Annotated in this window: 10 protein-coding genes and 1 tRNA gene; 6 read left to right on the forward strand and 5 right to left on the reverse strand. The window is 51.2% G+C overall.

The genetic code is table 11. The annotated features are described in order from the left end of the window. The 4 genes from JTN23_RS00950 to JTN23_RS00965 all read left to right on the forward strand — a co-directional run bounded on the left by JTN23_RS00950 (position 1) and on the right by JTN23_RS00965 (position 3,264). Complete coding sequence (locus JTN23_RS00950) at positions 1 to 672, forward strand: NUDIX hydrolase (RefSeq protein ID WP_247231617.1); 672 nt, start codon at positions 1 to 3, stop codon at positions 670 to 672. 95 nt (positions 673 to 767) lie between these two features. Further along, positions 768 to 839, forward strand: a tRNA-Arg gene (locus tag JTN23_RS00955). Positions 840 to 1,164: 325 nt separating this feature from the next. Continuing rightward, positions 1,165 to 2,013: a DNA/RNA non-specific endonuclease gene (locus JTN23_RS00960; RefSeq protein ID WP_247231619.1), complete on the forward strand. Its 849-nt coding sequence runs from the start codon at positions 1,165 to 1,167 to the stop codon at positions 2,011 to 2,013. 933 nt (positions 2,014 to 2,946) lie between these two features. Next, positions 2,947 to 3,264: a hypothetical protein gene (locus JTN23_RS00965; RefSeq protein ID WP_247231621.1), complete on the forward strand. Its 318-nt coding sequence runs from the start codon at positions 2,947 to 2,949 to the stop codon at positions 3,262 to 3,264. A gap of 67 nt (positions 3,265 to 3,331) precedes the next feature. On the opposite strand, the gene JTN23_RS00970 is transcribed toward JTN23_RS00965, so the two are convergent. The 4 genes from JTN23_RS00970 to ade all read right to left on the reverse strand — a co-directional run bounded on the left by JTN23_RS00970 (position 3,332) and on the right by ade (position 7,861). Beyond that, positions 3,332 to 4,603 (reverse strand): replication-associated recombination protein A, encoded by a 1,272-nt coding sequence (locus tag JTN23_RS00970; RefSeq protein WP_247231623.1) that lies wholly within the window; start codon positions 4,601 to 4,603, stop codon positions 3,332 to 3,334. 70 nt (positions 4,604 to 4,673) lie between these two features. Continuing rightward, positions 4,674 to 5,483 (reverse strand): SDR family NAD(P)-dependent oxidoreductase, encoded by an 810-nt coding sequence (locus JTN23_RS00975; protein ID WP_247231625.1) that lies wholly within the window; start codon positions 5,481 to 5,483, stop codon positions 4,674 to 4,676. 15 nt (positions 5,484 to 5,498) lie between these two features. Then, a complete protein-coding gene (locus tag JTN23_RS00980) occupies positions 5,499 to 6,080 on the reverse strand; it encodes an RNA polymerase sigma factor (RefSeq protein ID WP_207505383.1) in 582 nt (193 codons plus the stop codon). Between the two features lie 140 nt (positions 6,081 to 6,220). After that, a complete protein-coding gene (gene ade, locus JTN23_RS00985) occupies positions 6,221 to 7,861 on the reverse strand; it encodes an adenine deaminase (RefSeq protein ID WP_247231627.1) in 1,641 nt (546 codons plus the stop codon). A 168-nt stretch (positions 7,862 to 8,029) separates the two neighbouring features. Here ade and JTN23_RS00990 point away from each other — a divergent pair, with 168 nt between their 5' ends. Continuing rightward, on the forward strand, positions 8,030 to 9,691 hold the full coding sequence (locus tag JTN23_RS00990; RefSeq protein ID WP_247231629.1) for a UxaA family hydrolase: 1,662 nt from the start codon (positions 8,030 to 8,032) through the stop codon (positions 9,689 to 9,691). Positions 9,692 to 9,843: 152 nt separating this feature from the next. On the opposite strand, the gene JTN23_RS00995 is transcribed toward JTN23_RS00990, so the two are convergent. Further along, positions 9,844 to 11,046 (reverse strand): PQQ-dependent sugar dehydrogenase, encoded by a 1,203-nt coding sequence (locus tag JTN23_RS00995; RefSeq protein ID WP_247231631.1) that lies wholly within the window; start codon positions 11,044 to 11,046, stop codon positions 9,844 to 9,846. A 218-nt stretch (positions 11,047 to 11,264) separates the two neighbouring features. On the opposite strand from JTN23_RS00995, the gene JTN23_RS01000 reads away from it, so the two are divergent. Next, positions 11,265 to 12,038 carry an SDR family NAD(P)-dependent oxidoreductase gene (locus JTN23_RS01000; RefSeq protein WP_247231633.1) on the forward strand — a complete coding sequence of 258 codons (774 nt, stop codon included), beginning with the start codon at positions 11,265 to 11,267 and terminating at the stop codon, positions 12,036 to 12,038. Positions 12,039 to 12,048 lie beyond the last annotated feature (10 nt).

Consider the following 12,048-nt stretch of genomic DNA (forward strand, 5'->3'; position numbering starts at 1 on the left):
ATGCAGGAAAATCTCACCGATTCGCACAAATACAATCTCTGGAAGAACAAGCTCACTACGAACGGTCTGGATGTACACCGGGTGGATGAACTGTACAGCCGTCGCAATGGCAAAGGCGAGATTCTCTTTTCACTACTCTATACCGATGCTACTACGCCCGAGGGGGATAAGATACCGCCCATCTGCTTCCTGAAAGGAGAGGTAGTTAGCGTACTTGTATGTTTTATCGAAAAGGAAACCCGGCAGAAGTACCTGCTCCTGGTGAAGCAGCGTCGTATCTGTGATGGCTCCCACACCTACGAGCATCCGGCCGGCATGCTGGATAGCGAGAGCGATGCGGCCGCCGTAGCGGCCCGGGAGGTATGGGAGGAGACGGGTATAGAGGTCCGGAAGGAAGACCTGACACGGCTCAACAGCGACCCCTGCTACCCATCTACCGGCACCAGCGACGAAGCCATGTACTTTTTTTACTGCGAACTGGAGCTGACGGCCGAGCAGATAGCTACCTACCACGACCAGGCACAGGGAGTAGCTTCTGATTTTGAACGGATCACTACCCACGTGGCTCCCTTTGTGGAAGGCCACCGCCTGATTAACAACAGTAACGGTATATTGCTCAACTACCTGTACCTGAAAGACGTAGGCGACTGGGAGCTGCTGAAAGCCCTGTAAGAGTTAATTTAAGTTGAGAGGAATTTAGGTCCACTGTTGACAACTACAAACTTTTGCCCTTATATTTGCTGCCCATTGCTACCAGATAGCATTCTGCACCCGTAGTTCAATGGATAGAATTTCGGTTTCCGGTACCGACGATAGGGGTTCGAATCCCTTCGGGTGCACAACCCGCTGATCTTCCCGATCAGCGGGTTTTCTTTTAGGCCATTCATCAGGTATACAGCTCTCTGTACAGAGGCATTTGTATAATGTACAGCATCGTGAGGAAGAAATCTGTATCGTTTACTCAATACAGGACCCTATTTTGATCAATACGGCTGATCTGGTCGTTTATATAGTAAGGCCATAGCGTAAGCAAGGAGAGGTGCCTCTGCAATAGGAAGTAAGCGGTCAGGTTTTGAGGGATACTAAGCAGAGGAGTAGGCAGAGCGCCAGGCGTACAGGGCCCGTTACAGTAATCAGAAACACTCAAATCATAGCCAAAACAAGATGAAAAAATGCATTCCGCTAGTACTACTGGTGTGGATTACGGTAGGATGTAAGAAGGATAGGGACGCTCCGGTACCGATGGAGCAGAGCGTTCACCTGCGTCTGGGGAATCCTACTAACGCCAAAACCGATGATATTGAAAATGCCGACAACTTCTTGATGGTAAGGCAGCAGTATGCTCTGAGCTATAACAGGAGTAAGGGGCATGCTAACTGGGTATCCTGGGAGCTAACGAAGGAGTGGCTGGGAGAGGGAGCCCAGCAGCAGGACTATCTGGCTGATCCCACGCTGCCCGATGGATGGTACAAGGTACTGCCCAGTGACTATGTCAACTCAGGCTTTGTGATGGGAAACCTGTGTCCTCAGACCGACCGTTCCAAATCTGTTGTAGATATATCCGCTACCAACCTGATGACCAACATTGTGCCCCAGGCCATGGAGCTAAACCGGCAGTCCTGGACCAAGCTGGAGGAGTATTGCCGCGATCTGGCCCAGAAAGGCTACCGCCTGTATATCATAGCAGGTACCTATGGCGTAGGTGGGGTGGGTAGTAGGGGCGTGGTACTTAGGATCAGAAACCAGATAAGCGTACCCACCCGGATTTATAAGATAGTAGTGGCTATTCCGGATGGAGGTACAGTAGAGCAGATTACTGAGCATACGCCAGTGATTGCGGTTGATTTTCCCAACTGGTCCAGTGTAGTAAATAACAGAAGCTGGAATAGCTTCATTACCACCCCGGACGACATCGAAAAAAACGCAGGAGTTACCTTCTTTACCCGATTGCCAGAAGAGGTGCGCACCAAGCTTAGGACGGTCAAATTTGACCCAGCAAAATTGCCACAATAAACCCAGGTACAGGTAGGAGTAAACCTCCTGGCGGATAGTAGTACACCAACCTGATAATGATCAGGTACATTAGACCTTATTCCGGAGAAGCTGCACTACTTTGAAGCAGTAAAAACCACTCATGAAAGAGGCTACGGTGGTGATCAGATAGCAGGTAATGAGTATATTCATAGAAGTAGCCATTCGTTAGGTAGTATATCGCCAGCAGGCTGGCCACCCAGTCAACGACACGGATCTACGGGTAGCCTGCTGCCTTTTCTCCCTAAAAAATCATGCCCTTTTGCCTCTCCTCCCTATATCATTTAGTAACCGGTCGTTCTATTAGTATACTACCGCAGCGGTTGTACTCGGCGGAACCACATTATTAATCTGGTACGCGTTTTTCTTATGCTATTACATGGGGGTGAGACAGGAGGGGAGAGTAGATATCTCAAATAAAAATCTCCCTTTGTAAGCCTCCAGTTGTTATAGGTTTATATCTATTTCTTGATACCTTTAGGTAGTATTAGCTCCCTGCAGGATACAGGTAGTACGACCACACTATAAGCTTATGCATAGGCACCCCGAAAAACCACGTCCTTCCTGGCCTTATGTAGCCGCCGTTGCTGTTTTAAATTCCCTTCTTTGGATAGGTATTGGCTGGCTGGTTACCTTTTTCTTCCCTTCCGTTTCTTTTCGGATTTTTCTGATTGTCGGGCTGGTTGCTGGTCTGATCATCGCTTTCGCTCTGTATTTACTTACCAATGCCAGGTAGGTACCTGAGGAGGAAGGGAGCCTCTGAACTACCCTTTCGCTCCTAGATGTACTTCATATAGAATGTTTTGAATAATATCATTATAGCAAATATTTATTTTTAGTCAGATATAACAACTGGCATTTTGTTTGCTATTTTAGCTATTGTAAAGAAGTAACCATATCACCCTCCCTATCAACATGAACAGATTAGATGATTCGTTGGCTCTGGCCGAGAGCTTGATCAGGTACGCCATGACCCGCCGACCCAATAGCATTCAGTTTGCTATTAGCCAAAGTAACATCAGCGTCATCACCCTGGGTATCTATTTTAATGAATACCGGGGCCTGGCACTATTGTACGGACGTCCTTTCGTTGAGCAGATGATTCAGTATTTTGAAGACAGAGAAGAGTACGAGGCATGCGCCTTTATTCTGAGACAGCTGGATGATCTGCGTTTTGAGCTGAATTATATTCCACAGATGGCGGGTGCTCAGCTACAGGCCCTACTCGCCTGACCGGTTGTTCAAAACAGACTACCGGCCCAACCTGTATAGTCAACTCGTCGGCCGGTAGTCTGTTTTGTTAGTACCCGTACCATTCTCCCCACCACTGTTGTAGTTTCCTTCGGATTTCCTCCTCCCGGGCATTGTGGCCAGGCTCAAATAGTTTTGTCCCTTTCAGTTCATCGGGCAGGAAGTTCTGCAGGATGAAGTTGCCCTCGTACGAGTGGGCATACTGGTACTCTTTGCCGTAGCCAATTTCCTTCATCAGCTTGGTAGGTGCATTGCGAAGGTGAAGGGGTACGGGCAGGTGCGCCGTCTTCTGGGCCAGCGCTATGGCGTCGTCAATGGCCGTGTAGCTTGCGTTGCTCTTGGGCGAAGTAGCCAGGTACACCGCCACCTGCGATAGAATGATGCGGCTCTCGGGATAGCCGATCATCTTGACGGCCTGCATACAGGCATTGGCCATGATAATGGCCGTAGGATTGGCATTGCCGATATCTTCCGAAGCCAGGATCAGCATCCGTCGGGCTATAAACTCAGGATCCTCACCGGCTACGATCATGCGGGCCATCCAGTACAGGGCGGCATTAGGATCACTACCCCTTATGGACTTGATAAAGGCCGATATGATGTCATAGTGCTGCTCACCCGATTTGTCGTAGCGGGCTATGTTCTGCTGGGCCGTCTGGGTTACCAGCTCATCCGTAATCACTACTTCCGGCTTTTCTCCCTCGGCCAGTACTACCAGCTCGAGCAGATTGAGCAACTTGCGGCCATCCCCACCCGACAGTCTGTACAGGGCATCGTATGATTCTATCTTAATAGTCTTCTTCTGTAGCCACTCATCTTTTTCCAGAGCCCGGCTCACCAGCTCTTTTAGTTCTTTTTCGCCAAACGCCTCCAGTATATACACCTGACAACGCGATAGTAGCGCCGAATTTACCTCGAACGAAGGATTCTCGGTCGTAGCGCCTATAAGCGTGACCTGGCCCTTTTCTACGGCCCCCAGCAGTGAATCCTGCTGGCTCTTGTTGTAGCGGTGAATCTCGTCGATGAACAGAATGGGGGAGAACAGCCCGCTCGGCCTCGAAAGTACCTCCCGCAGGTCTTTGACCCCGGAGCTGATGGCACTCAGGCTATGAAAGGGGCGTCGGGTGGCCTCGGCGATCAGCAGGGCCAGGGTAGTCTTGCCGACACCCGGAGGTCCCCACAGGATCATGGAGGGGATGGTGTTGTTCTCGATGGCCTTGCGAAGTGGTTTGCCTTTGCCCAGCAGCTTTTCCTGACCTACATAGTCATCCAGGGTACGGGGGCGGAGGCGTTCGGCAAGGGGTGTGGTCATGGGGTTCATAGCTGCTTATTGGGCTGGTGGTACTCCAGCAAAAAAAAGAAGATTAATCCAACAAAACCAATCCTGCTTTCTATTGCCCGTTCTTCCACTTCCGCCACTGCCGGGCGTAGTACCACTGGTAAGGGAGCATAAGCCACTCGAACAACTGCTGGGGAAGGCGGGCAAGCCGGAAGAAAAGGGACGGGTAGATAAATCGTTGGTTCTTCCGAATACTGCGCAACATAGCCTGGGCTACCTGTTCCGGAGTCTGCGAAGGCCAGGGAGTAACGGGTACCCGGCTGGGGCTACCTGAGATGGAGTGAAGGAAAAAGGCGGTACGGGTGGCTATGGGGTAGACAAGTCCTACCGTAGGTGTACCGCTGTCCTCATAGCGGTAGGCGTCCAGAAACCGATCCAAAGCCGCCTTGGTGGCTCCGTAGACGGCATAACCGGGGATGCCAGTCTTGGCCATGGCTGAGGCTGTAATCAGCGTGTAGTGGGACTTATTTGGATTCAGCTCCTTCATCTTCTGGATGGTATACAGGGGGGCATATACGTTAAGCTCAAAGATCCGCTGCAGGTGGTCCCAGTTTGCTTGGGCGGGGTAGCTTTCGTAGTAGGCAAAGCCGGCGTTGGCTACGAAGATGTCTACCCCCTGCATTTCCCGCTGAGCCGTTTCAAAGAGGGCATCCAGCGTAGACTTTTGCGACAGATCTCCCACGAAGGGTAGTATACGCGGCGAGCCGACGGGGAGCGAGGCCAGGAGCTGGAGCAGTGTACTCTCATCCCGATCGGCGGCCAGGATGGCTAGAGGCTCGTAGTCTAGTACCTCCAACAAAAAGGCGCGGCCTATTCCTGAGGCCGCGCCGGTTACTATAATCCGTTTATTATGTATTTCCAACCTTAAGGTTTAGTATCAAATGGTTACGCGCTCCAGGGTCATGTGCTTCTTGAGGTTGCTCAGGGCACCAAATACAAGGTTGTACACCGACTGGATGTTGATTTTCATCAGATCAGCGATCTCCTGATTGTTCATATTCATATAGAATTTCAGGAAGATGGCTTCGCGCTGACGGCGGGGAAGGCGGTTAAGGGCCAGGTTGAGGTGTTGATTGGTTGAATCGAATTCTTCCTCAGAGATCAGGTGGCTTTCGTACGATGGAGTGTTGATGTGCCAGTATTCTACCGGAATGTCCTCATTGCTGGTGTGCTTTTGCTGAGCGTTGAGGTGGCGAACCAGTTTACGCTTGATAGAAGCCATCAGGTAAAAACGAACCGAAGTGGTATCACCGATGGTGGTTCTGTTGCGCCACAGTTCCACGAACAGGTCGTGAATGCAGTCTTTAATAAGGGGCTTGTCAATGGTAAACTGCGAACAATACTGGTAAAGGATGTGCACGTATGACTGGTATAGACAGGCATAAGCGCTTTCGTCACCCTTACGGAACTGATTCCAGAACCGCAGTTCTTCTTCTTGTTTGTATCGTACGTGTGCCATTTGAGAGGTTAGAAATGGTTAGGTTAGGATTAAGGGTCATTTTTACACTTGTAAATATATTCATAATAAAACGTTAAAAAAAAATATTTTCAATATATTATTTTACCGGTATACAAAAACTATACAAGTATGTATGCATATTATCCAATTTTACCAAACGTTGATACGAACTGAAACCTGTCCCCGTCAAAGAGGCCTTTATCGCTTAATTTAAGGGAAGGAATGACCAGAAGAGCCATAAATGAGAGGGTCATGAAGGGCGACTGGAGGGTACTGCCCAGTTGGTTTTTTACAAATTTGTCTATACTTGTATAGTGGTTAGCCACTTCGTAACCGGTTTGATCAGTCATGAGGCCGGCTATGGGTAGAGCCAGTACATGCTGCTCGCCCTTGCCTACTGCGGCTACGCCTCCCTTTGCTTCGATAAGGAGGTTAACTGCCTGACATATAGATTCGTCATCGCAGCCTACGGCTACTATATTATGAGAGTCGTGGCCCACTGAGGAGGCGATAGCGCCGCTCTTAAGGCCAAAGTTGCGGATGAAGGCTACGGCCGGTGCGGTATCCTGATAGCGATTCACGACGGTAATCTTAAGCAGGTCACGGGCGGGGTCGGCTTGTACAACTCCCTGTACAGGTGTAACCGGCTCCAGGAGAGCATTTGTAATGAGCTGGCCTTCCAGAGCCTCAATGACCCGTACTGCTGATGTATCACCGGGAGCTAGACAGGTAAAGTCGTCGGGACTCTTAGGTGTACAGTTAAACTGGTTGATATGTTCGCTGCGCAGGTCGGGCAGGAGTGACTGGCCGTTCTCCGCTACTATCTCGCCGTTCAGGTAGGTACGCAGTACGGTAAAGTCGGAGAGGTTGTCTACAACGATAAAGTCGGCTGCGTCGCCCTCACGCAACAGACCCACGGGCAGGCGGTAGTGCAGGACCGGGTTGAGGCAAGCTGCCTGTAGTACATCGAACAATTTGTGTCCTTTGGCCAGGGCCCGCTTCACCAGCAGGTTGATATGGCCTTCAACCAGGTTATCGGGGTGCTTATCGTCGGAGCAGAACATGATCCGGTTCGGGAACTCAGCCAACAGGGGGATCAGGGCCTCAAAGTTGCGGGCGGCACTTCCTTCCCGGATCAGGATGTGCATGCCGTAGTCTATCTTCTCCCGTGCCTCTTCGTAGGTAAAGCATTCGTGATCGGTGGAGATACCGGCTTCGGCGTATCGGCGGGCCGCCTCGCCCCGTAGGCCGGGAGCATGACCATCTATAGGTTTATTAAAGGCCTGCGCCAGCCGTAGCTTGGCCATCATGTCGGGGTCTTCATTGAGTACGCCCGGGAAGTTCATCATCTCGGCCAGGTATCCGATCTCCTTCATCCCCAGCAGTCGACGAACATCCTTCGGGCTCACGGTGGCTCCGGCGGTTTCGAAAGCCGTGGCGGGTACGCAGGAGGGCGCACCAAAGCAAAACTTAAATGGTACCCGCTTCCCGTCCTGGATCATATACTCCACCCCCGGAACGCCCAGTACGTTGGCTATTTCGTGCGGATCGGACACCGTAGCGACGGTACCATGTACTACCGCCAGGCGGGCAAACTGCGCCGGTGTGAGCATGGAGCTCTCGATATGAACGTGGGCATCCACAAAGCCGGGGAGCAGGTAGGGCAGGGATGGGTTTTCTTTGCCTCTGGCCACGATACTGACTATACGCCCATTCTCAAAACGTACTTCGGCTTGCTGGATGGTCTGGTCAAATAGGTTGAGTACGTTGGCGTTGATCATAATGAGGCAATGGTAGTATGGCTATAACAAGTTGGAATTAAACTTTCCTATCAAAGAAAAGGATTCTCCACCAATAAATAAAAAGGGAGTTTTATAAAAAAATTAGATGTTGTAAGGGTATATCCTCTACTTTCGGTCTTAATTTGTGGATTAAATGATCTATTACCTATGTCATCGTCAATTCTGAAAATTCACCCCAATGATAATGTCATTGTGGCCCTGCGTGACTTGCCGGCCAATGCTACGGCGGAGTGGGGGGGTGAGCAGTACCTTCTTCCTTACGGAGTAAACGGTAAGCATAAATTTGCTACTGAAGATATAGCGCCCGGTGGGGCGGTTATTATGTACGGCGTACTGGTGGGCCGGGCTACGCAGCCTATTCGTCGCGGTGAGCCTATTACTACCTTTAATCTTAAGCACGACTCGGAAGGGTACAGCACCGCCAAACGCCAGCCCTACTCCTGGTCTCCGCTGGACGTAAGCAAGTGGACCGACCGGACCTTTATGGGCTACCATCGTCCCGATGGCCGCGTAGGTACCTACAACTACTGGCTGGTGGTACCGCTGGTCTTCTGTGAAAACCGCAATGTACTTATTCTAAAGGATGCTTTTGAAAAAGAACTGGGCTATGCACAGTCGGATATGTACCGGCAGCAGGTCCGGGAGTTTCTGCGTGCGTACCAGCAGGGCGGAGATTTTGGCGGGGTGAATGACTACCTGTCGGGGGCGAATGCCACTGCCAACGTAGCCGGTGCCGCTGATCGCCCTTTCCGCAATGTAGATGGAATCAAGTTCCTGACGCACGAAGGAGGCTGCGGAGGTACCCGTCAAGATGCTAATACCCTCTGCGCGCTGTTTGCTTCGTACGCGGTACATCCCAATGTTGCAGGTGTGACGGTACTGAGTCTGGGATGTCAGAACTCCGAACTGCAAACGCTGGAAGATGAAATCAAGAAGCGCGATCCGCACTTCAACAAGCCCATGTACGTATTTGAGCAACAGGCAGGTACTGAGTACTCACTGATGTCCGGTGCTATCAAGCAGACGTTCCTGGGACTGGTAGAGGCCAATAAACAGGAGCGTGAAGCTGCTCCGCTGACCAAGCTCTCGGTAGGTCTCAAATGCGGTGGATCGGATGGATTCTCGGGTATATCGGCCAATCCGGTACTGGGGCATTTATCAGATATCGTGGTATCACTTGGCGGACAGACGCTGCTGGCGGAGTTTCCGGAACTACACGGCGTAGAGCAGGAACTATTGAACCGCTGCGTGACGGAGGAGAAAGCGGCTAAATTTGAAAAACTCATGCGCGACTACTCATCCAAGGCCGACGCCGTTGGGTCAGCGTTTGCGTTTAATCCTTCGCCCGGTAACATCAAGGACGGACTCATCACCGACGCCATCAAGTCGGCGGGAGCGGCCCGTAAGGGTGGTAACGCCCCCATTGCCGATGTACTCAACTACACCGAACGGGCTAATAATCCAGGCCTGCACCTGGTATGTACTCCGGGTAACGATGTGGAAGCTACCACGGGCAAAACGGCTTCGGGAGCCAATATCATCCTGTTTACTACAGGCTTGGGTACCCCAACCGGAAACCCCATCTGCCCCGTGGTGAAGGTATCTACCAATACGGCCCTGGCCAACCGTATGCCGGATGTGATCGACTTCGACAGCGGTCCGGTGGTATCGGGTGAGCAATCCATCGAGCAGAATGCCGAGGCCCTGCTGGAATGTGTGATCAAAATAGCCAGCGGCGAAGTACTTACCAAGGCCCAGCAACTCGGACAGGATGACTTTATCCCCTGGAAGCGAGGGGTATCGCTTTAAGGTAGTGAAGAGTTAAAAGTGAAGAGCGAAAAGCTTTTTTACTTGAATATATAGGGTTTATAAATAAGGGAGGAGGATGAGCCGCAAGGTCCATCCTCCTCCCTTATTTATAAATCATAAACTCACACACTCAAAAATCACTCATTCACCATTCACTCTTTCTCAGCTGCCAGCTTCATGATCTTGCCGTCGCCGTAATTGAGGATGTAGAGTTCGTTATTGGCATCTACGCCAAAGGCAGATATGGTCCCCGCCAGATTGGTGACCAGCCGGTTATCGGATGCTTTTTCTCCGGTAAACTCCAGCGCCCATACCTTTCCGCTCACAAAGTCGCCGTAGATGTACTTGCCTTTCAGGTCGGCTAGGTTGCTGCCGCGGTATACATACCCTCCCGTGATGGACTTGTCGCCGTTGCGTTGCGAGTACGTAAAGATAGGCGCTACGAGTCCCTGTTCATTACAGTTGGAAGATGGATTGAAACAATCATTACCTTCCTTAATGCGCCAGCCGTAGTTACCCCCGGCTTTGATGATATCAATCTCTTCGATGGAGTTCTGACCCACATCACCGGTCCATAACGCGCCGGTCTGGCTGTCGAAGCTCATCCGCCACGGGTTACGCAGGCCGTACGCGTAGATCTCCTCCCGCCCCTGCTGTGTATTTCCCTTAAATGGATTCCCGTCAGGTATGCCGTAGTTGCCCTTGGTAGTAGCATTTACATCCAGTCGCAGTATAGTACCCAGCAGGTTGTTGCGGTTCTGGGCGTTATTCTGCGGGTCGCCGCCGCTTCCTCCGTCACCCACCGATACGTACAGGTACCCATCTGGCCCAAACTTGACGGCCCCTCCGTTGTGGTTGGAGTAAGGCTGCGGGAAGGTAAGCAGGATAGTCTCGCTGGCCGGATCAGCCGTAGTAGGATTGGACGGATCCACTTTGTAGCGGGCTATCACCGTTTCGAGCGGACTCGATCGGGTGTAGTTGACAAAGAAGTAGCCGTTGGTCCGGTAGTCGGGGTGAAAGGCTATACCCAGCAAACCGCGCTCTCCGCCATCGGTCACTTTATTGCTAATATCGAGGAATACCTGCGCTGAACTGGCGTCGGCTTTATTCTCAAATACCCGGATGATACCTTCCTGCTCCAGCACAAAGAGGCGATTGGAGCCATCAGGCGCATAGGTTAGGTCCACCGGCGATCTGAACTTCAGTCGGGGGAATGCATCCGTAGCAGTATAGGTGGCGGCACCGTTGTCCGGACCCTGTGGTCCTGTACCCGGGTCCTGCTCGGAAGAGCTGCAACCGATCAGAAGCATGAGGCCCAGAAATGCCTTATTATACATTGAAATGGCTGTTTTCATACCTGTATTCTTTTAGGAGTACAACGTTCTGTAGAACAATTTGTTAAGCGTTGCTTTGATTTAAGGTGGAGTGTGAGGGTACCAAAAGAAATTATGCAGGATTAGCATTGTCCACAAAAAGTTATGTAGTTTCATGGTTATGTTTGAAAAACAACGTCCTCTTAATAGTTGATATAATCTAAACCTACCTAGTAGTTCACTCAGCATCTATCCTAACAATGTTCCGATTAGATAATAAAGTAGTATTGGTCACCGGTGGAGCCAGCGGCATTGGTCTGGCCATTTCCCAGACATTTGCCCGTCAGGGGGCCTATGTACACATTCTTGAGCTCAATGCTGATCTGGCCAGCCAGGTAGCTGAGCAAATAAAGCAGGAGGGGGGGCAGGCCCAGGCGCACAAGGTGGATATCTCTAAGCAAGCCGAAGTGGTAGAGGTGATCAATCAGATCTCTGAGCAGCATACCATCAACATACTGGTCAATAACGCGGGCATCGCTCACGTGGGCAAGGCTCATACTACCTCAGAGGAAGATTTTGACCGCATTCTTAATGTCAATATCAAAGGGGTATACAACTGCCTCTTTGCCGTAATTCCTCACCTGCAGCAGGCGGGTGGTGGCGTTATCCTCAACATGGCTTCTATTGCGGCTACCGTGGGTATACCCGACCGCTTCGCGTACTCTACCAGCAAGGGCGCTGTCTATACTATGACCCTATCAGTAGCCAAAGACTACCTGGCCGACGGCATCCGCTGCAACAGCATTTCGCCCGCCCGGGTACATACTCCCTTTGTGGATGGCTTTCTGGCCAAGAACTACCCCGGCCAGGAGAAAGAGATGTTCGACAAACTTTCCAAAACACAACCGATTGGACGCATGGCGAAGCCGGAGGAGATAGCCGGGCTGGCGCTGTACCTCTGCTCCGACGAAGCCTCCTTCATTACCGGCTGTGACTACCTGATCGACGGTGGTTTCGAAAAACTAAACAACTAAGTGGATTTTC

Source organism: Telluribacter roseus (assembly GCF_017355915.2).
In the GTDB taxonomy this organism is placed as follows: Bacteria; Bacteroidota; Bacteroidia; order Cytophagales; family Spirosomataceae; genus Telluribacter.

Bases quoted from the DNA above. Each gene is read 5' to 3' on its own strand.
- ade (WP_247231627.1), bottom strand. From the start codon at position 7,861: ATGATCAACGCCAACGTACTCAACCTATTTGACCAGACCATCCAGCAA.
- JTN23_RS00980 (WP_207505383.1), bottom strand. From the start codon at position 6,080: ATGGCACACGTACGATACAAACAAGAAGAAGAACTGCGGTTCTGGAAT.
- JTN23_RS00990 (WP_247231629.1), top strand. From the start codon at position 8,030: ATGTCATCGTCAATTCTGAAAATTCACCCCAATGATAATGTCATTGTG.
- JTN23_RS00995 (WP_247231631.1), bottom strand. From the start codon at position 11,046: ATGAAAACAGCCATTTCAATGTATAATAAGGCATTTCTGGGCCTCATG.
- JTN23_RS00970 (WP_247231623.1), bottom strand. From the start codon at position 4,603: ATGAACCCCATGACCACACCCCTTGCCGAACGCCTCCGCCCCCGTACC.
- JTN23_RS00965 (WP_247231621.1), top strand. From the start codon at position 2,947: ATGAACAGATTAGATGATTCGTTGGCTCTGGCCGAGAGCTTGATCAGG.
- JTN23_RS00950 (WP_247231617.1), top strand. From the start codon at position 1: ATGCAGGAAAATCTCACCGATTCGCACAAATACAATCTCTGGAAGAAC.
- JTN23_RS00960 (WP_247231619.1), top strand. From the start codon at position 1,165: ATGAAAAAATGCATTCCGCTAGTACTACTGGTGTGGATTACGGTAGGA.
- JTN23_RS01000 (WP_247231633.1), top strand. From the start codon at position 11,265: ATGTTCCGATTAGATAATAAAGTAGTATTGGTCACCGGTGGAGCCAGC.